Annotated in this window: 17 protein-coding genes and 1 pseudogene; 13 read left to right on the top strand and 5 right to left on the bottom strand. The window is 43.7% G+C overall.

Annotated elements, in window-relative coordinates:
- The first annotated feature begins 519 nt into the window (after positions 1-519).
- The 8 genes from C4S39_RS08970 to egtB (C4S39_RS08935) all read left to right on the top strand — a co-directional run bounded on the left by C4S39_RS08970 (position 520) and on the right by egtB (C4S39_RS08935) (position 11,081).
- Positions 520-2,694, top strand: a complete 2,175-nt coding sequence (locus C4S39_RS08970; protein ID WP_258039369.1) for a WD40/YVTN/BNR-like repeat-containing protein — start codon at positions 520-522, stop codon at positions 2,692-2,694.
- 317 nt (positions 2,695-3,011) lie between these two features.
- Entirely contained in the window at positions 3,012-3,620 is a 609-nt protein-coding gene (locus tag C4S39_RS08965; RefSeq protein WP_103966685.1) for a LemA family protein, read from the top strand.
- Between the two features lie 42 nt (positions 3,621-3,662).
- A complete protein-coding gene (locus tag C4S39_RS08960) occupies positions 3,663-4,523 on the top strand; it encodes a TPM domain-containing protein (RefSeq protein WP_103966684.1) in 861 nt (286 codons plus the stop codon).
- Entirely contained in the window at positions 4,524-5,024 is a 501-nt protein-coding gene (locus C4S39_RS08955; protein WP_103966683.1) for a TPM domain-containing protein, read from the top strand. It begins immediately after the preceding gene.
- 651 nt (positions 5,025-5,675) lie between these two features.
- Positions 5,676-7,202 (top strand): cytochrome B6, encoded by a 1,527-nt coding sequence (locus C4S39_RS08950; RefSeq protein WP_103966682.1) that lies wholly within the window; start codon positions 5,676-5,678, stop codon positions 7,200-7,202.
- Positions 7,203-7,366: 164 nt separating this feature from the next.
- The gene (locus tag C4S39_RS08945) at positions 7,367-9,328 is read left to right on the top strand and encodes an AsmA family protein (RefSeq protein ID WP_103966681.1); all 1,962 of its coding nucleotides are present in this window, start codon (positions 7,367-7,369) and stop codon (positions 9,326-9,328) included.
- Positions 9,303-9,668, top strand: a complete 366-nt coding sequence (locus C4S39_RS08940; protein ID WP_103966680.1) for a BON domain-containing protein — start codon at positions 9,303-9,305, stop codon at positions 9,666-9,668. Before C4S39_RS08945 ends, C4S39_RS08940 begins: the two co-directional genes overlap by 26 nt.
- Positions 9,669-9,788: 120 nt before the next feature.
- On the top strand, positions 9,789-11,081 hold the full coding sequence (gene egtB, locus C4S39_RS08935; RefSeq protein ID WP_103966679.1) for an ergothioneine biosynthesis protein EgtB: 1,293 nt from the start codon (positions 9,789-9,791) through the stop codon (positions 11,079-11,081).
- 37 nt (positions 11,082-11,118) lie between these two features.
- Here egtB (C4S39_RS08935) and egtD read toward each other — a convergent pair whose 3' ends face one another.
- The 3 genes from egtD to C4S39_RS08920 form a co-directional block, all read right to left on the bottom strand.
- Positions 11,119-12,093 (bottom strand): L-histidine N(alpha)-methyltransferase, encoded by a 975-nt coding sequence (egtD, locus tag C4S39_RS08930; protein ID WP_103966678.1) that lies wholly within the window; start codon positions 12,091-12,093, stop codon positions 11,119-11,121.
- Positions 12,077-13,372 carry an ergothioneine biosynthesis protein EgtB gene (gene egtB, locus C4S39_RS08925; protein WP_258039368.1) on the bottom strand — a complete coding sequence of 432 codons (1,296 nt, stop codon included), beginning with the start codon at positions 13,370-13,372 and terminating at the stop codon, positions 12,077-12,079. The genes egtD and egtB (C4S39_RS08925) overlap by 17 nt, the downstream gene beginning before the upstream one ends.
- A gap of 282 nt (positions 13,373-13,654) precedes the next feature.
- The gene (locus C4S39_RS08920) at positions 13,655-13,990 is read right to left on the bottom strand and encodes a hypothetical protein (RefSeq protein ID WP_103966676.1); all 336 of its coding nucleotides are present in this window, start codon (positions 13,988-13,990) and stop codon (positions 13,655-13,657) included.
- A 390-nt stretch (positions 13,991-14,380) separates the two neighbouring features.
- Between C4S39_RS08920 and C4S39_RS08915 the strand changes: the two genes are divergently transcribed.
- A complete protein-coding gene (locus C4S39_RS08915; RefSeq protein WP_103966675.1) occupies positions 14,381-14,692 on the top strand; it encodes a BON domain-containing protein in 312 nt (103 codons plus the stop codon).
- Between the two features lie 75 nt (positions 14,693-14,767).
- Here C4S39_RS08915 and C4S39_RS08910 read toward each other — a convergent pair whose 3' ends face one another.
- Both C4S39_RS08910 and C4S39_RS08905 read right to left on the bottom strand, forming a co-directional pair.
- Complete coding sequence (locus C4S39_RS08910; protein ID WP_103966674.1) at positions 14,768-15,148, bottom strand: DoxX family protein; 381 nt, start codon at positions 15,146-15,148, stop codon at positions 14,768-14,770.
- Between the two features lie 30 nt (positions 15,149-15,178).
- On the bottom strand, positions 15,179-16,033 hold the full coding sequence (locus C4S39_RS08905; RefSeq protein ID WP_103966673.1) for a pirin family protein: 855 nt from the start codon (positions 16,031-16,033) through the stop codon (positions 15,179-15,181).
- Positions 16,034-16,158: 125 nt separating this feature from the next.
- On the opposite strand from C4S39_RS08905, the gene C4S39_RS08900 reads away from it, so the two are divergent.
- From C4S39_RS08900 to C4S39_RS08885, 4 genes and pseudogenes are all read left to right on the top strand, one after another.
- Positions 16,159-17,082 (top strand): LysR family transcriptional regulator, encoded by a 924-nt coding sequence (locus tag C4S39_RS08900; protein WP_103966672.1) that lies wholly within the window; start codon positions 16,159-16,161, stop codon positions 17,080-17,082.
- A gap of 292 nt (positions 17,083-17,374) precedes the next feature.
- Positions 17,375-18,982 (top strand): multicopper oxidase family protein, encoded by a 1,608-nt coding sequence (locus C4S39_RS08895; RefSeq protein ID WP_103966671.1) that lies wholly within the window; start codon positions 17,375-17,377, stop codon positions 18,980-18,982.
- Positions 18,983-19,110: 128 nt separating this feature from the next.
- Positions 19,111-19,269: pseudogene (locus tag C4S39_RS08890) on the top strand (IS5/IS1182 family transposase); the annotation flags it as partial.
- Positions 19,270-19,356: 87 nt separating this feature from the next.
- Positions 19,357-19,633, top strand: a 277-nt coding sequence (locus C4S39_RS08885) for a transposase (RefSeq protein WP_258039367.1), incomplete at its 3' end; no start/stop codon positions are given.

The raw sequence follows: 19,633 nt of genomic DNA, 5'->3' as shown, positions 1-19,633 counted from the left end.
ACATTGGTAAAGTATCGGATATCCAGCACGTCCATTTTATCTATTAACCGGATGCATCTAACGAATAAGAAGCTTTCGACGAATTTAGAAAGCATGATCAATTATCCCTAGCTTTCTCCTGGCCATATTATCAGATTAATTATCTTGCCCCATGAAAATTTTTTTCAAGGAAGAGATTTATGTTTATTGCTGCGAGATAAAGCAATTAATACAGATAATCCATCTATTGAAAGAAGTTACGTTTAAGCTTTATGAAATAAATTTGCTCCGCGTACCCTGCATCTTCCCCGACGGCAAGACCGCGGAAATCGCAAGTTTAATTTTAAAAATCTATCAACCATATTTTCTTGATCTTACAATAACTTCGTAGGATATATGTACTAGAAAAAAAGTAATAATGACCTATTGGTCGCAAGAAATATTTCTACTAATATTAGCCCCCATCTGTGGAATCAATCTTTTCATAGAAATTGAAAGTTTTTCAATAAATTTGTAGCAAAAGCTTTAACAGTAGAGTTAATGATCGACAAACAACTAAAACGTGAGGGATTAAACATGTTAGTCAATGTAAACGAAATTCGAATTAATTTCATACGGCGTATTGCCGTGATTACTGCGTTTTTCTTGTCAATGGGCATTACTGGCATGAATGTACACGCCCATACACCTCATGACATGGTTATTGCATTTGCCGCATCACCCAATTATGCCAATGACAAAACGATGTTTTTAATTAGCGATGGAGCATTTACTGGCTGGTATTATGATCAAGTTATGCGTTCCACTGACGGTGGTGTGAATTGGACCAACCTAGCGAACGGATTGGATCATCCGCTCGAATACAGCGTTCTTCGCGTTTCTCCAAAATTTGCCACGGATCAAACGGTTTTCGCTGGTCTCAAAGGTAAGGGCGGTGTTTATCGATCGACCAATCGCGGCGATTCATGGGAACTCTACAATACGGGTCTTGGCGCTTCGAACAAAATCATAAAAAAAATGGAGGTTGCGGAAACCAGTACGGGTTATGTGCTCTTCTTTACTGAAGGTAATGGAGCGCTTTTCCGCCGCTCCAACACAGATGCACAATGGATTCAAGTACTCGACAAAACCAATAAAGTCGCCGCTATTGCAATCTCTCCCGATTTTGCTACCGACAATACTTTAATAATTGCAAGCGATACCGGATACTTGCGCAAATCCACCAATGGCGGTGCTGACTGGATCGAATTAGGGAATCCAACAGGTTCCATTATTTATGATATGGCTATCGCACCCGGCGCATCGGAAATATTTCTGGCTACCCCAAGCTTTGGGATTTTTTATAGCAGCGATGGCGGAAACACCTTTGCCAACAAAGGAACCAATTTACCCAATGAAGCGATCAATAATATCGCCGTTTCACCGAACTACGCGATTGATCGCACAGTATTTTGTACCAGCCTGACACAGGCGGTATTTAAATCCACCGACGGCGGCGACAATTGGACACTGTTTAATTCCGGTGCTGTAGTCACTGTCCAAACCCCCTTACTCAATGAAATGACTGACTTACAGGTATCCCGTACCTATGCGACGGACCAAACTGTATTTTTGCCGGTATTTGACGGGATCTTTATCTCGAAAAACGGAGGCAGCACATGGAAGCAAAGTCAAACACGGATTGGCATACTGACAGGGCTTGCGCTATCTTCTAATTTTAACACTGATCAAAAAATGATTGCCACAACGTATGTTGGCAGAGGTATCGCTATTTCTGCAGATGGCGGCACAACGTGGTCTACCAGTGGCTGGCCCAACCCAACAGGGCGAAAAATGAACTTTTTTGATTCACAGATCGTGAAAAATCCTAACGGTACCCAAACAATAGTTACTGCGACCAATGGATACGTGGGGTCATCCACTAATTTCGGAGACAGTTGGGTCGTTAGATTTATTCCTAGATTTCTTGAGATTAGAAAGGATCTCGTTTCGCTCACGGCTCTGGCAGCATCGCCAAACTTTGCAACCGATAAAGAGATATATCTCGGCTCAAGACTGCACGGATTACTGCAAACCAAAGATGCTGGAAAAACCTGGATATTGCAACGCGGAATGCCAACAAATCACCCTATTACCAGCGTAGCTGTGTCGCCGAATTACGCCAACGACCGCACTGCATTTGCCACTAATCGCGCAGGAGAAGTCTGGCGGACTCAGGATGGCGGAAATACTTTCTTGCGCGTGGGAGCCAGTTCGATCATACAAACGGGATGGGCGGGTCAAAGATATATGTGGGTTGCAGTGTCTCCGCAATTCGCCGTCGATAATCTTGTTCTCGTTGGTACAACCAGCGGCATTTATCGTTCAACCGATGGTGGCACTACCTGGACCAAAGAAACCGATGCTTCAGTCGGATCAAATGCCGTTATCTTACAAGTAGAATTTTCGCCAAACTTTGGCGTCGATCGAACTATCTTTGTCAATGTCCGTGGCAAAGGACTATTTAGCGCAAACCTGGATGGAGCGGGCGCGGTAACATCAACGGTCAATACAACCTCATCGCTGCTGGGAAATGAAAATATTGAATTCATTGAATTCAATATATCACCGACTTATGGATTGGACTCTACGATTATGGGTGCCGCAAGAAAAAATATCTATAAATCAATGGATGGCGGTTTAACCTGGGCAATAGCAGGATATCCTGACAATTAAAATACCGAAGATTGCAAATAAAAACCACTTGATCAGAATCGAGTGGTTTTTATTTATCCAGAATTTTGCGCTAGTCCAGATGTTAACTGTAATCAATATAACGTTTAGCGACGGGATTCTATTTATTTACCATTTACCACTTTATTACTAAAACTGTGATAACAAACCTCAGCAACAGATAAGCAATCTGCCATTGTCCATCGCTCAGTTCCGGTCTATCATTCACTCCTACGGAACGAACAAAAAATTTTCATTGAATATTACGAAAATTCCAACAAAACCATAATCCATGGTTATTAAATTTTTTGGAGAGATTTATGCGCAATTTGCAATTAGCAACGGCAATTCTCTGTGTGCTTGTTTTAAGTAGCTGCGGCTACAATACGCTTCAATCGACCGATGAGCAGATTAAAGCCAGTTGGGCGGAAGTGCTGAATCAATACAAACGGCGTGCAGATCTAATACCCAATTTGGTTAATACCGTTAAAGGATTCGCTGCCCAGGAAAAAGATGTATTGCTTGGTGTTACGAATGCTCGTTCCAGAGTGGGTAGTATTCAAGCGACTCCAGAACTTATCAACGACCCCGAATCATTTACTAAATTTCAAAATGCACAAGAGGAATTGTCCAGTTCCCTTTCAAGATTGCTGGTTGTAGTCGAGAATTATCCCGAGTTAAAATCGGATGCCAATTTTCGTGATTTACAAGCACAGCTTGAGGGTACCGAAAACCGCATCACAGTGGCACGTAATCGGTATATTAAAGCAGTTCAGGAATACAATACGATAGTTCGATCTTTCCCTAGCAATCTCACGGCCATGCTATTTGGATTTCAGACAAAGCCCGGTTTCACTGTGGAAAATGAAAATGAGATTTCTGTTGCGCCAAAGATCGATTTTGATACACCGAAACCGGAAGATAAATAAGCCGGATTACTCAGCAAAGAATCAACTCGCGCAACCAAAAATATGTCTTTTAGAATTATTACGCTACTCACCATTTTACTGGCAATTACTTCAGTCAGGGCGGAAATAGCCATTCCATCTCTTAAAGCCCATGTAACTGATTTAACCGGCACACTCTCAGCTCATCAAACTGCGCAATTGGAACATCAATTAGCGGCATTTGAGAAAACGAAAGGCAGTCAAATTGCCATATTGCTTGTCCCCACCATTCAACCTTATGCTATTGAGCAATATGCCATGCAGGTTGTTGAGGCGTGGAAAATAGGACGCAAAGGTATTGATGACGGCGTCTTGCTACTGATTGCCAAAAACGACAGAATGCTTCGTATTGAAGTCGGCTATGGTTTGGAGGGGGCACTACCGGATGCCACAGCGAAACGAATTATCACGGAAATCATTACACCTCGATTTAAACAAGGGCAGTTTGCCGAAGGTATTCAGGCAGGTATTGAAGCCATCATAGGCTTAATCAATGGTGAGACACTACCCCTCCCAAGCAACACGCACAACGGCATTTCACCCGGTGCACATGCAAACATTGAGAACTTGATCGTCATCCTGATCTTTTCCACTGTTATAGGGAGAATATTGCAAGTGCATCTGGGACGTATTGCCGGAGCCAGCGTAACTGGAATTGGCTTAGGATTTGTCGGTTGGTCATTATTCTCTTCGGTAGCAATCGCTATTCTCATCGCTGCTATTGTATTCATTCTGAATTTATTCATTCATATCAACCCGGGAATTTACCGTACCGGACGGGGCAATTGGTCAAATTCTGGTTTTAGAGGCGGTGGTTCTGGTGGTGGAGGATTCAGTGGAGGTGGCGGCGGCTTTGGCGGCGGCGGCGCCTCAGGGAGATGGTAAATGGATTTAGTTCGTATAATGCGTCATCTATCTGCTGGACAATGGTTGCTTCGACGTGTATTGCCCACTGCCACACTAACGGCTATTGAACAAACAATTCAGCAATCGGAAATGAATCATAGCGGTGAAATTTGTATTGCTGTGGAAGGTACGCTCAATACCCTGGCTCTGATTAAGAATCAAGCAGCTCGGGAACGTGCTATCGAAGTTTTTTCACAATTGCGGGTATGGGATACCGAGCAGAATAATGGCGTGCTCATTTACTTGCTACTGGCGGATCGTGATGTGGAAATCATTGTGGATCGTGGCATCCACGCGAAAATTCCCAACACGGAATGGGAAAGTATTTGTCATAATATGGAATCCGCATTTAGTCAACGACAATTCGAGGCCGGTTTTATTCAGGGCATCCAGGCCATTAGTCAGCTTTTAGAAACGCATTTTCCTTATGATCCCCAGAAAGACAAAAATGAACTTTCCAATAAGCCTATGATACTGTGATGGTTTTGTTATTTGAGTGTAAAAATCACTAATGCGCGGATCCTTTATTGATCGAACAAATCGATTAATAAAGGCTGAAAAATATCGAAACATAAAAGCATATACGCTGCTTGCTTTGCCCCTTTGGTAACCCAATCCGCTTACCTCATCATGAAAACACAATAAATTTCACTGATGCAGTTAAATCGCTCCGTATGTTAGGAGACGCACAGAAGAATAATCCAAATAATCTAAAATGACCAACAGTACTCATACTTCTTTTTAATGAGTCGACCGCACCAGTCAGGGCAAGCCTCATTAGCCCAGCCGGATGACTGGATCTGAACCCCCGGTGCGCATCTCCCCTAGCCCTTCTATCTGCGCATCGGGGCGTTTCCCTTCAGTTCTCCATATTTTTATAATTATTTCACCAGGTTGAAAATAATCATTGCGATACGGCTTTACGCAGCACAAATAGAATCAGCTCTATGCGTACCCACTCAACAATCTTCATATCGTTGTTCTTTTTTTGAAAGATCAAATCAGTGTGCGGTTTCGTACAGATGGATTTCCCGCGGAATGAAAGAATAAAAAAACAGAACTAATGGTTGTTTTATCTTACATGAAGATTACTTCATGTTCAGTTGAAGCCTTGATAGTGGAGCGATTCATATGAAGAAAGTAAATATTTTATTTTTAGCGGTACTGGGAATGAGCAGCCTTGGCTTGGGAATCAATAATGCCATAAGCAAAAGTGACAACGTATTACCCGAGCGGAAGAATGACGCAATAATGAATGCACAGACTATTCATCCCAGCCCAGAACAGAAAAAAAGTGAGCATGACCGCTCTTATATTTTTGATGCTTCCAGTGCTTTGCCTTCTTCAAGCGCCTTCCAGCAGCAACCGGATAATGGAAAAATTCTCGGGTTTGATTTTTACCGGGATGCCCTCAATGCTAAAAAGCCTATGCAAACCTTTGAGGAAACGATGAAATCCGATATGGCGCAACAGCCGGAAATCAGTAAAGCCCAGCACAAATTACTGCTGAGCCGTTACGATCTCACGCCACGTTTCGATCCGGAAGCAACCATGACTCGTGGCAAGCCGCTTGCAGTTGGCCCCACTGCTATTCTGAAAAACAAAATAAGCTGGCAAAAACTAGCCGACATGTCTCCTGAAGAAATCCGCAATAATAATCTCTTTCCTTATCCCGCATTACCACACCCCAAGCAGGTAACTGGCGGACAGGTCTTTCCTCCCATGCAAATTTCAATGTTTCCGAGATTGGAACGTTTCGACGTTGAATTTGATTTGCCGGAAGCTTTTCTGCCAGAATTTCCGCCTGCTATTTTTCTTCAGAACAGGCCTGAATTAGGGGATGTTTCGCGCGGTGAAGTTGTTTCCATCAACAATTTCTATCGTTTGTTCAAAGATATACTGACCCCGGTTCAACTGACCGGGTTGCAAATGCTGCTTACTCCCCTGCCGCAGGAAGAATTCAATCCTACAGATGACCGTAAAAGTGCCCAGCCCAGCCTTGGTGTGACCTGTTTTGATTGCCATGTCAATGGCCATACCACAGGGCAATTTCACTTAAGCCCCGATATGCGTCCGCAGGAACGGCGCGTTCGACTGGATACCACGAGTTTGCGCGGCGTCTATAGTCAACAAATTCATGGTTCAAAACGCAGCTTGCGCTCCATTGAAGACTTTACAGAGTTTGAATTTCGTACCGCCTATTTCAATGGCGATCCCATACACGCAATGAAAAAAGGGTTCCCCATGATTGATCGAATTCATGTGAGTCACATGGCGCAGTTTCAAAACATGCTGGATTTTCCGCCCGCTCCAAAATTGGATAACAATGGCCGGCTGAATCGCTCAAAAGCGACTGAAAAAGAAATCAGAGGCGAAAACATTTTCTTTGGAAAAGGACAATGCGCCAATTGCCATCAACCCCCTGCCTTCCTTGATAATCAAATGCATGACTTAAAACTTGAACGTTTTCTGAATGAACCCGGCGATGGACCAATGAAAACTTTTACGCTTCGTGGCATTAAAGACAGTCCACCCTATTTGCATGATGGTCGTCTGCTTACCCTTGAAGACACGGTTGAATTTTTTAACCTGGTATTGCAGCTTAAGCTGACGGATGAGGAAAAATCCGATCTTGTGGCCTATATGAAGCAACTTTAAGAGTGTCAGGATAATTGTCATTCCGAATGATCGCTAAAGATTCTTACTCATTTTTAATAATGATGCATTCAGAGCTCTTATCCAGAACAGCCCGTTTTGTAGATTACGTCATGAATATTCCGGTAAATAAACTCACCATTCGTGCCATAAAATAGGTGATAAAAATGAATGCCGTCAGATGGATTGGAATTTCTTTTTTCGCACTATTTTTTTTACTCGCATTGTTAATCTCAGTGCAAAACTGGAATTGGGCGCGAGAAATCGTTACACAGCAAATTAGTGGTTTGACCGGCCGAGATTTTACGATTAACGGCAATTTGACAGTCGATTGGTCTTTAACACCCCATATCAGAATTGAGAATATACAGTTTGAGAATGCAGCTTGGAGCAACCAACCTAACATGCTCGAACTGGCGGCATTGGATATGCGTGTCGATCTGATTGAATTGATCAAGGGCCGTATGTTATTTCCTGAAATTATCCTTACCCGGCCTCATATAATTTTACAGAAATCTCCGCAAGGAGAGCCTAATTGGGAATTTACAGCGGATGCACATGATCCGGAAAGCAAAACAGATATTCCGCTTATTGAGCGTTTGCGCATCACGGAAGGTCGCCTTGTTTATCAGGATTTTTCAGTTGACACAGAAATTATCACAACTTTGGCTACCATTAAGGAAGCGGCGTACGAAGAAGAATTTACCGAGTTATACGCCGAAGGAAAGCTGAAAGGACATCCGCTGCAAATAAATTTAAAGGCGGGGCCTTTGGTTGCATTGCGGGAAGCTGATATACCTTATCCACTAACCTTAAGCTTACAAACCGGAAAAACCCGTGTCAAAGTCAAAGGTACTGTAATACAGCCTTTGCAGCTCAAAGGTCTGGATTTGCAATTTGCAATACAAGGCCCTAACCCCGAACTATTATCACCCATCCTCGAATTGCCTATGCCCAGCTTACCTCCTTATCGATTAGAAGGTGATTTGTCTCATCATGGTCATACCTGGCAAATCAGCAATCTGAATGGACAAGTAGGAGATAGTGATCTTGCCGGAATGATCAGTGTGAAGTTAAGCGAGACAGTACCTTTTATACAGGCTGATCTGAGATCTAAAACAATAGATTTGGATGATATTGGACCATTGATCGGTCTTGCTCCCGATATGGGTGCCGGTGAAACTGCATCCTCAGCTCAGAAGAAAAAAGCAAAAGAAGAAACTATAAGCTCTTTTGTTTTGCCTGATGACCCGATCGATTATAAGAAATTGCAGGCTATAAATGCCGACATTACTTTACATAGCCGTCGTGTTAAATCAAAACTGCCTGTAGATGATCTCTTCATGCAGGTAATCATAGATGATGGCCATTTGAAGCTTGCGCCCCTGAATTTTGGGGTAGCCACCGGGAATATCCGCACACGTGTTGAATTAGACACCAGAACACAACCCGCCAAAAGCAAGATTGAAACCGAAATACGCCATGTTCAACTGGGCGAGATTTTACGTCGCTTTGAAATCGCTGACGACAGCGCCGGATTAATAGGCGGTCAAGGTATATTCTGGCTCACAGGAAATTCCGTTGCAGAAATGTCGGCATCGGCTGATGGGGGATTATTGATGATAATGACAGGCGGGCAATTGGATGATCTGCTGGTTGAACTAGCCGGACTTGATATGGGCGAAGCCTTAGTGGCGCTATTCGATAAAGACGATGATGGCAAAATCAATTGTGCTTATGTGGATATTCCAATCAATGGCGGTGTTATGAATATGGATAATTTTATTGTGGATACTCAGGACACCCTATTCTTAAGTCAAGGAATGATCGACTTAAATAATGAGGAATTGGATCTGATTATTGATCCCAAGCCTAAGGACTTGAGCATTTTCTCAGCGCGCGCACCGCTCCATATAGCAGGCACTTTCAAGAAACCCACCTTTACCCCTGGCGCTTCCGCGATACTCAGGGGTGCAGCTTCACTCGCATTATTGCCTTCTGCACCGATTGTGAGTTTGTATTCATTTATCCAAGAGGAACAAGAAGATAAGAAAGCGGGTGGAGAAGAAAATATACGGTGTGGCGGTCTGGTAGGCGCAATAAATGAAGCTCGCAAGAAGGCTCTTTGATTTTTTACGAAACGATGAAAAGCGCATGATTTACATCATGCGTCACGTAGGGATTATGGGATATCTATTGATGATAGTGAGCATGACCAGTTGCGCTGGTTTTAATCCTGATTCGATAGAAGAAACACCCCGTGAAGATATCATTCTAGCCATGAAAATAAAGGCAAAGCTGATTGAAGCGGAAGAATTGAAGGCCGCCGCCATACATGTCGAGACAGTTAATGGATCAGTGAGAATAAGCGGGTTCGTCGAAACAGAATCTCAACGACAATTGGCCAGCTCGATTATTCAGCAATTTCCCGATGTGAAACAGATTAACAACCAACTTAAAGTCAAGTAGAAGCCACTAATATGTGAAGAACCTAAGAACCTAAGAACCTAAGAACTTACTCGGTTTCTATATCACTATTTTTTAACTTAATCGGGGAAAAGCCAATCCCCATTTTCCTGGAATTAAGAAATGGATATCAAAATCTTAATCGATGAATATAGTGCGGTAAGAAGCCGCACTCTGGAACTGATCGAACCCCTGTTTGAAGAAGACTGCAGCGTTCAATCCCTGGCGGAAGCGAGTCCGGTCAAATGGCACTTGGGACATGCCGCATGGTTCTTTGAAGCTTTTGTTCTGCAACATTATGAGGCAGCATTCCAACCTTTCCAGCAAGAGTTTCTCACGATGTTCAGTTCCTACAATTCATCCAATGTGCCGCATCCGGACCCGAAACGCGGTTTCTTCACCCGGCCCTCTTTGAAAGCAACACGCGAATATTGTCACAACATTGATGAGCGCATGAGCCATCTATCGCAACATGTCACCGAAGATGAAAGACTACAAATGATAATTACGCTGGGGATTCATCATGAACTTCAACATCAGGAACTCATGCTGGCAGACCTTAAGCACCTGCTATCGCAAAACCCATTGAACCCGATTTACCAGCCGAAAATCAACCTGAGCGCAACTGCTTCAGGCATATCCGTTCCACTGGATTGGCATAGTTTTGATGGCGGTATAATAGAGATTGGCTATGAAGGAGAAGGTTTTAGCTATGACAATGAATCGCCACGCCACAAGCAGTATCTTTACCCCTATCAACTGGCATCACGTTTGGTCACTAATGGAGAATACCTGCAATTTATTGAAGACAATGGTTATGATAATCCGTGCTTTTGGTTTTCAGAAGGTTGGAATTGGATCAAATCCGCCCATTGCAGCCATCCTCTTTATTGGCGCCATGAAGCTGGAGAATGGAAAGAATTCACACTTCATGGGCTTGTTCCACTCGACTTGGATCTTCCCGTGATTCATATATCGTATTATGAGGCCAGTGCATTTGCGCAATGGTGTGATGCACGCCTGCCTACCGAAGCGGAATGGGAAAATGCAGCATCCCGGCAAAAGATCGAAGGGGACTTTGCGGATAACAATTATTTCCATCCCCGTCATACGGTCATCGGTAAAACCGTTAAAATCAATGCACTTTACGGTTCCGCCTGGGAATGGACACAATCAAGCTACTCGCCCTACCCTGGCTACAATCCAAAAAAATCCAACAGTAACAAGCCTAAATCCGACATTTGGGATGTAGCTGTAGGCGAATATAATAGCGAGTCTATGGTAAATCAATACGTCTTACGGGGTGGCTCCTGTATCACGCCAAGAAAACGCATTCGTCCCAGTATGCGGAATTTCTTTCCTGCAGAAACACGCTGGCAATTTTCCGGCATCCGTTTAGCGCGTAATGAAACATGATCAATAGAATAATTTTTATCTCGATGTATTCGAACGATTAAACCGATAATAGACACAACGCGAACCTATCTCTGTTATCGCACCAGTATTTTTCCAATACTAGTCCTGCTTCATCGGTGATGGAAGTTATTGACTCGATTGAATACTTATAAGAACTTTCAGTATGAATGGTCTCCATTGATTCGAAGTCGAAACCTCTCCCTGCTATCGTAACACTTTGCGGTTTACAAGAAACCAGATGCATTTCTATGCAGCTGTTATCTTCATTGAAAATAGCTTTGTGTTTAAAACCGTTCTGAACATCGAAATTTCCATTAAGCTCGGTGTTGATTCTGGTCAGTATATTTTTATTGAATTCGGCAGTAATACCTTCCGCATCATCATATGCCCGAATAAGCACATCCCGATCCTTAATCAGATCAATCCCCAGCAATATTTTTCCATTGCTCCCGCTCAATCTTTTAAAATTTCTTAAAATATCGGCCGCCTCAGACCGGGAAAAATTACCTAAGGTCGATCCCGGGAAAAACACCACATTGGATGAATTTTCCAGGTTTGTTTTACTGACTATTTGCTTTACAACCTCTTCATTGGTGAAATCGCCTTCTAAAGGCTGAATGTCCAGATGCGGAAATAGGCCACTTAATCTGTTCACTGAATAGCTCAGCATTTCCCCGGATATTTCAAATGGAATAAAAGCCTTGGGCTGCTCAATGGCATGGAGTATTTTTTGTACTTTATGTCCGGCTCCGCAACCAGGCTCGATGATAATTGCATGCGGTCCGAGCTGTGACGCAATTTCTTCGATATGATGATCCAAGATATCCAACTCAACGTGAGTTAGATAATACTCTTTTAATTGAGTTATTTTTTCAAACAACCAAGAACCTTGCTCATCATAAAAATATTTACAGGGTAAAGTCTTGGGCGCGCTATCCAGTCCCTGATAGACATCGGACAAGAAATCGAGGTCCGCGATAGGGGTCAGTGTTTCTTCAATTACGACAGACATAATCATCCTCTGCGAGACGAATTCCACTCATCATCCAGGATTGGTGGGGATAATAAAAATTCCGATAACTACTTCTTAAATGCTGCGATGGCGTCAAGCATGACCCACCGCGCAGCACTATTTGGTTTACCATAAACTTACCGTTATACTCGCCTGCCACATCCGTAAACGGTTTAAAACCTTGATAAGGCATGTAAGCACTACCTGTCCATTGCCAAGCTTCTGTTGTCATTTGCAAAAGCCCATCGCCTTGAGCTGCCCGGGGGTGTAAATACGCAGGTTCGCCGGAATTCCCGAAAATATTTTCTGATTGACTTGCATATTCCCATTCCACTTCGGTAGGTAAGCGTTTGCGTGCCCATGCAGCAAAAGCATTGGCCTCATAATAATTAACGTGACAGACCGGCTTATTCAAATCAAGCGGTTCTGGACCCGACAGTGTAAATTCGTACCAGCCATCATCTTTTTTTGTCCAATAAAGCGGCGCATTGTGATCATTCTGTTTAGCATTTAACCAACCATCAGAAAGCCAATAATGAGGATTCTCGTAGCCTTGATCCTCTATAAATGCTAAATATTCCTTATTGGTAACCAAGCGGGAGGCTAATCTGAAACTTTGTATCAACCGATCATGCCGTGGTCTCTCATTATCAAAAGAGAATCCTGTATCTTTGGCACCCATCTCAAAAATGCCTGTTTCAAAATCAATCCATTCCAAAGGTGAGACTGTGCTATTGTGAGGTGCATTTTCCAGTGCTGATGAATAAATTGGATTCATTGGATTTAGCGAAAATGCGTGCTTAATATCCATTAATAATAATTCCTGATGCTGCTTTTCGTGATGAATACCTAACATCAAAATTTCACTTAAATGAAGGGGTATTTCAGCATAATGAGAAGACAAGTCTTCAATATAGTTATCAACATGATGTCGATAACTTAATATCTCCTGCAAGCTGGGTCTCGCGAGTAAACCGCGCAAAGAGCGAGTGAATTGCTCTCCTATACCGTTATAGTAAGAGTTGAATAAAACCTGAAAATGTTCATTAAAAATCTTGTATCCGGGTAAATGCGGTGCCAGTAAAAATATCTCGAAAAACCAGCTGGTATGAGCCAGATTCCATTTCACAGGGCTGGCATCCGGCATGGATTGCAATTGGCAGTCTTCTGCGTTTAAATTTTTGATGAGCGTTTCTGAATATTGCCGCGTATGTTTGAACAGCTCGAATATCGAATATACAGCAGAGCTCTCCAACCAATCCGCAAAGTGTGGCTTCATCTCAGATCCCCAATCATACGCATCGTCTCCCAAATGTATGCATTACAAAAATCCCTTTTATTTTAAATAATTAACCACGTGTTTAGCTTATTCTTCGAAGTGATGCGCTATCTTCAAAAACACCACGCGCCAGTTATTTACAGCTCATAAAAATTACTTTTCTCACATCACTTAAGAACACCTGTTCTCATGAAGAACCCGCCCTAAGGGGCGGGAGACTGCATCCGCAGAAACTAATTTCTTCAACCAACCACAAGTTCAATTAGTTCATTACAGTTTGGTCTAATAATTTGATCCGGAAGAGTTGCTAGGGCTGGTGCCGGAGGGAACATTTGAATTCATTCCCGACGGATTGCTTGAGGGCGCTCCCGGTGACCCAGGCATATTCGAATTTACTCCTGTAGGGTCATTGGGATTAACAATTGCAGGGTTATTAGGATTGCCTTGAGAACCATCACGTGAAAGATCACGTGAGAGCGAATCGGATTGCGAGCTTCCCATTGAATCCCGATTGATATTGTTTTGTGGCTGAGGCGATTGTGCGGATATACTGGTGCTAACTAATACAAAAATCGCGCTCATTATAAATATCAAGGCTGCTTTTTTCTCTCTAATCATGATATTAATCCTTTGGTATTGTTAATAGGAAGTGTAATAGTGCAGGTTAATCATCGTTTCCGTCTGTACGTCACCGTACAAAAAAATTTGTTCTGCCCACCCCGCCCTAACTCTAAAAAGCAAGATTGCGAGAAATTGCAAGCTAAAAATTAATACGGGGAAAATTTTGAAACAAAAAAGGGGTTATTAAATTCGGGGAGTAACTATGCTGGGACAATAAGTGTGTTAGCGCACATTCACGGTAATTAATTCTTGTAATAATTTAACTGCGATTGTTAAGTAAGCCTTACGCAAGGGTTACAAAATCGTCCACTTGAATATCCATAAGAAATTGAAATATAAAACGACTTAGGATATTTATCTGAGCTAATTTATTCAGGAGAATTTATCATGACGCAATTCAACAGCCGATTCCTGGCTTTTATTTCATCAATTTTGTTGGTTTCTTTCTTGAGCATTCAATCCGTCCACGCCAGTGAAGCGGGAGAATATATTGATGATGCTGTTATCACTACAAAAGTCAAAGCGGAAATTTTTAATGACCCATCCCTAAAGACTTTTGAGATCAGCGTAGAGACTATAAAAGGTGCGGTCCATCTCAGCGGTTCCGTCAGCAGCCAGGCCGACATCGATCGCGCGGTCGAGATTGCACGCAGTATTAGCGGTGTTACTGCCGTCGAGAACACTATGACCGTTAAGTAAGTAATACTGCATTGATTAACCATCAATGCAGTAAAACCGTCATTACTCGTCCAGGTAATTCTTTAAGTCCGTCATCTAAGATTTGATACGATAACCATCGATGCTATACGCACCCGCACCATAAGCTATCAATAGCATGAATCCGCCAGTGATCGCAATATTCTTCATAAACATGATCATCTGAATTTGATCGGAAAAATTGTTGTGAAAAATCATCGCAGCCGCCAGAGTAAATGCTGCCAATGCCATAGATGCCAGCTTGGTTTGCCATCCTGCCACAATGGCCAAACCACCCACCACTTCAAGCGCTATCACCAATGGCAATAGCATACCCGGCACCCCCATCGCTTCCATATACCCTTGTGTGCCTTCGTATCCGCCGATTTTCTGAAGTCCCGAAATTAAAAAGATCTGCCCCAGGAATAGCCGTGCGACCAATTGACTGATTTTATTCATTTGTATCTCCTTAGGAATTAATTGACAATATCATCGATTGTGTTTGATCCAGGCACGATCACGCACGAAAGCATTGGTTTGAAAATCCCGCATGGCCTGATCAAGTTGCTCCCGGGTATTCATCACAAACGGACCATAACGCGCAATCGGTTCATGAATCGGTTTGCCACTGATAACGATAAATCGCGCTCCTTTTTTTCCTGCAATAAAGTCAATCGAATGATCATCAGTGTCCACGATAACAAGGGAGTGCGACGGCACGATTTGTTCATTGAGCTGCCCGCTCCCTTCAAATACATAAAGCAAACTATTATTTCCGATCGGCAAATGATGTTGAAAATGCTTTCCAGGCTGTACTTGCACGTCGAAATAAGTCACATCCGTAATGTTATCCATGATCGGCGCATGCGTATCAGCAAAGCGGCCGATCAAAACCTTCAACGTATAGTCCGGAGTCTCCACGACCGGAAAGGCTTCCGCAGAATATTCCTGATATTCGGGATGATCCATCTTGCTGGCTGCAGGCAGGTTGATCCACAGCTGAAATCCGCGCAACAGGCCATTTTCCTGCTGCGGCATTTCAGAATGGATAACGCCGCTGGCAGCCTTCATCCATTGTGCAGAACCGGGCCCCAGATCACCGCTGTTACCCATATTGTCTTGATGCGCCATATGGCCATCGATGATATATGTAAAGGTAATAAATCCCCGATGGGGATGTGACGGAAACCCGGCAATATAATCATCCGGATTATCGCTGCTGATATGATCCAGTAGCAGGAATGGATCATAATCGCGCAGTACCGGCGTGCCGATCGTCCGGTACACAGTAACTCCGGCACCCTCCGGAACTGCCACTGCAGGAATGATGCGTGAAGAATTCATTATTTCTCCTTTGCGGTAAAAATTATTATGCTGTCGTTCAGAAAGCATTATCATGGTTGCTATAATAAGAATAAACAGCAATTATATAAATATACTGTTCTCATATAAGCAACAATAAAACTAAAATGGATCGATTTGAAAATATGAATGCATTTGTGCGCGTCGTTGAAATCGGCAGTATCAGCGGCGCTGCGGATCGCATGAATGTGGCAAAGTCGGTGATTAGCCGGCGTTTGAAAGAACTCGAAGAGCATCTCGGCGTAGAATTATTTCATCGCACAACGAGGCAGATGAATTTGACCGACAGCGGGCGCGCTTTTTATCAACAATCTGTACGCATTCTTGCCGATGTCCTCGAAGCAGAACATGCCACCTCGCAATTTCACGGTGCCTTAAAAGGCAACTTGAAAGTGGCTGTGCCGCTGAGTTTTGGTCTGATGCATCTGGGACCCGCCATCAGCGAATTTTTGCAGGCTCATCCTGAAATCACATTTGACCTGGATTTTAATGATCGTCAAGTTGATATATTGATCGAAGGCTTCGATCTGGCAATCCGTATAGCCAGCCTGCCGGATTCCAGTCTGATTGCCCGCCGTCTCGCCCCTATTCAATCCATTATGTGCGCAAGCCCGTCTTATCTTGAACGCATGGGGAAGCCCCAGTCACTGGAAGAACTCATCCATCACCGATGTTTGGCTTACAACTTGATCAATAATTTTGAAAACTGGAATTTGTACGATACCGAAGGTCAACCGATCAGAACAAAAATAGTGCCCTATTTAAAAGCCAGTAATGGCGAATTTCTTCGCGATGCCGCTGTCGAGGGAGCGGGCATTATACTGATGCCGGCATTTATCGTATATAAGGAAATCGAACGCGGTACGTTGATACCGCTACTGACTCAGTACAAATCCTCACAACTCTCTGCCTATGCCATATACCCACAGACCCGTCATCTTTCCCAGCGTGTTCGGGCATTTGTCGATTTTCTGATTCAGCGATTCGAGGGAGCGCCTTATTGGGATTCATGCTTACAAAACATGGGGTAAGAGATGCTGATTTTATCGCAACCCAAAGTTTCACAAAATGAATGATAGGTAAGCACAAAACAACCGGATGGATAGCTGGAAATTATGGTTGCCTTGGAATAGAATCATGCTTGGGAGATTTCATGTGAGCTTCATATAGATTTTATTAAAAGAATCAATACTATATCAATTGGTTAACCGAATTTCCCTGTGTTTATGAAATAGCAGCCGTAGAAGTTGTTTGACGTTTAATTTCGTTATCGGCTGTCAAATTTATCAAGCGTGTGTTTGAATGGTTAATAGGAGAGTTCTCATGGCCAGCATAAGTTATCAAAGACGGCAATTTCTGCAATATGCCGCGTTAGGCGCAATAACCGCCGCAATGCCCGGCTTCTCGCTGGCTGAAATCCGCTCGGTGAGAAAAACCGCCAATAGTGCCTTTAAGGCCGATGTTGAAATTACACTCACAGCACAAGCGGCTGATATGCCGATTCTTCCCGGCGCCCATACGCATGTTTTGACATACAGCGGAACAGTGCTCAACGGTCCGCAAACCGCGCTGAAGGAATTACCGGGTTATTTGGGTCCAATCCTGAATTTCGAACGTGGCCAGAAAGTCCGGATATATTTTCGCAACCAATTACCGGAGCCTTGCATCACCCATTGGCATGGCATGCATGTGCCGCAGGTGATGGATGGTCATCCGATGTACGCCATCGATCAGGGTGAACAGTATGTTTATGAGTTCGAGGTAGATAATCCAGCGGGCACCAACTGGTACCATCCCCATACCCACGAATTGACCGGCACGCAGGTTTACCAAGGCCTGGCCGGGTTGATTACCGTAACCGATGAAGCGGAACGAAGACTGGAATTGCCCAGCAGAGAATATGATTTGCCGCTGATCATTCAGGATCGCAGCTTTACGCAGGGCAATCAATTGCGTTATATGCTGGGCATGCATCAACGCATGCAAGGCTTTTTGGGCGATACTATTTTGATCAATGGTCAGAAAAACAATGTGATTCCGGTCAAGACCAGAGCTTATCGGTTGAGAATTTTAAATGCATCGAACGCCAGAATTTATAAATTGGGATGGAATGACGGTACACCGCTGACAGCAATCGGCACCGACGGCGGACTACTGCCAACACCTGAAACATTCCCTTACATTATGCTTGCACCCGCCGAGCGGGTTGAATTATGGATCGATTTCAGCGACCGCAAAGTGGGTTCTGACTTAACATTGCAAAGTTTGCCGTATCACATCTCCGCATCACACATGGAGGGAATGGGCGGCCGAGGCAGAATGGGCATGATGGGGCAGGCAGGGCAGCATGAAGCACTATCGATTGCGACCTTCAAAATCGCCGAACGCACGGGCGATTCGCCTCAGTTACCGGATCGATTAATCCCAATGCGGCGCTGGACGACATCCAATGTAACTCAGCCGGATAAAACCGTACCCATCGCAATCGGCATGCGTCATATGTCGTTCCAGTTGAATGGTAGAACTTTTGAGATGGAAAACTATCAGGAAATAGAAAAAATCCCGGTCAATAGCTTACAGAAAATCAGGATATTTCACGAATCCGGTATGGGTATGGGAAGAATGGGCGGCGGCATGCGCGGTGGCCGAGGTGGCATGAGTATGATGATGTCTCAGCCACACCCGATTCACATTCACGGCCAGCAGTTTCAAATCGTATCACGCACTCAAGCCAATCCGCAAAGCAGCGCATATGACACCGTTAAGGATGGATTCATCAATAGCGGCTGGAAGGACACCGTGCTGGTACTGCCAGGGGAAGAAGTAGAAATCATCAAGCCATTCAATGATCACACCGGTTTATTTCTTTATCACTGCCATAATCTGGAGCATGAAGATATGGGGATGATGCGTAATTTCTTGGTGGGGTGATGTGACCTGCTACAAAAAGCATACGCATGCTATCATTCGCTTGTAATAAAAAAAGTTACTGTCTTTGAGTTCGTCTTTTTCTTGATTAGGGAGAATACGTCACATTGACTATCATAACGCAAAAACCTTATGATAAATGTCTCTACAAACTGCGTCGCCTCGTTGAAAATACCTTCCTCCATCTGAAACGCTGGCGCGGCACTGCCACAAGATACGCCAAAAACACCTCATCCTTCCTCGCCGCCGTGCAAATCAGATGCATTGCCCTCCGAACTGATATCTCGTGACTACACTATCTAGGGCCTGTTAACACTATTTGATATAATGCGGTGATGTAAATCACCGAAAGCCAATATCAACAGATCGAACACTGTATGCCGCGCCAACGTGGCAATGTCAGTCATTCCAATCTACAAATTCTCAATGCTATTCTGTATGTTACCGAGCATGGTTGCAAGTGGAGTGGACTACCCAAGCGCTTCGGCAATTGGCACACCATCTACACTCGAATGAATCGATGGGCAAAAAGTGGCGTGCTTCAAAAAGTTTTTGAGCGGTTGCAGCAACAACAAATCATTCGCATCAAAATTGAAGCCGTTTCGATGGATAGCACCAGCATCAAAGTGCACCCTGATGGTACTGGTGCATTAA

Source organism: Nitrosomonas ureae (assembly GCF_900108305.1).
Lineage (GTDB): Bacteria > Pseudomonadota > Gammaproteobacteria > Burkholderiales > Nitrosomonadaceae > Nitrosomonas > Nitrosomonas ureae_B.
Note: the sequence above shows the minus strand (reverse complement) of the source record. Positions and strands in the feature narration are given on the sequence as shown.

Coding starts and splice junctions, on each gene's coding strand:
- C4S39_RS08970 (WP_258039369.1), top strand. CDS start 520: ATGATCGACAAACAACTAAAACGTGAGGGATTAAACATGTTAGTCAAT.
- C4S39_RS08965 (WP_103966685.1), top strand. CDS start 3,012: ATGCGCAATTTGCAATTAGCAACGGCAATTCTCTGTGTGCTTGTTTTA.
- C4S39_RS08960 (WP_103966684.1), top strand. CDS start 3,663: ATGTCTTTTAGAATTATTACGCTACTCACCATTTTACTGGCAATTACT.
- C4S39_RS08955 (WP_103966683.1), top strand. CDS start 4,524: ATGGATTTAGTTCGTATAATGCGTCATCTATCTGCTGGACAATGGTTG.
- C4S39_RS08950 (WP_103966682.1), top strand. CDS start 5,676: ATGAAGAAAGTAAATATTTTATTTTTAGCGGTACTGGGAATGAGCAGC.
- C4S39_RS08945 (WP_103966681.1), top strand. CDS start 7,367: ATGAATGCCGTCAGATGGATTGGAATTTCTTTTTTCGCACTATTTTTT.
- C4S39_RS08940 (WP_103966680.1), top strand. CDS start 9,303: ATGAAGCTCGCAAGAAGGCTCTTTGATTTTTTACGAAACGATGAAAAG.
- egtB (WP_103966679.1), top strand. CDS start 9,789: ATGGATATCAAAATCTTAATCGATGAATATAGTGCGGTAAGAAGCCGC.
- egtD (WP_103966678.1), bottom strand. CDS start 12,093: ATGTCTGTCGTAATTGAAGAAACACTGACCCCTATCGCGGACCTCGAT.
- egtB (WP_258039368.1), bottom strand. CDS start 13,372: ATGAAGCCACACTTTGCGGATTGGTTGGAGAGCTCTGCTGTATATTCG.
- C4S39_RS08920 (WP_103966676.1), bottom strand. CDS start 13,990: ATGATTAGAGAGAAAAAAGCAGCCTTGATATTTATAATGAGCGCGATT.
- C4S39_RS08915 (WP_103966675.1), top strand. CDS start 14,381: ATGACGCAATTCAACAGCCGATTCCTGGCTTTTATTTCATCAATTTTG.
- C4S39_RS08910 (WP_103966674.1), bottom strand. CDS start 15,148: ATGAATAAAATCAGTCAATTGGTCGCACGGCTATTCCTGGGGCAGATC.
- C4S39_RS08905 (WP_103966673.1), bottom strand. CDS start 16,033: ATGAATTCTTCACGCATCATTCCTGCAGTGGCAGTTCCGGAGGGTGCC.
- C4S39_RS08900 (WP_103966672.1), top strand. CDS start 16,159: ATGGATCGATTTGAAAATATGAATGCATTTGTGCGCGTCGTTGAAATC.
- C4S39_RS08895 (WP_103966671.1), top strand. CDS start 17,375: ATGGCCAGCATAAGTTATCAAAGACGGCAATTTCTGCAATATGCCGCG.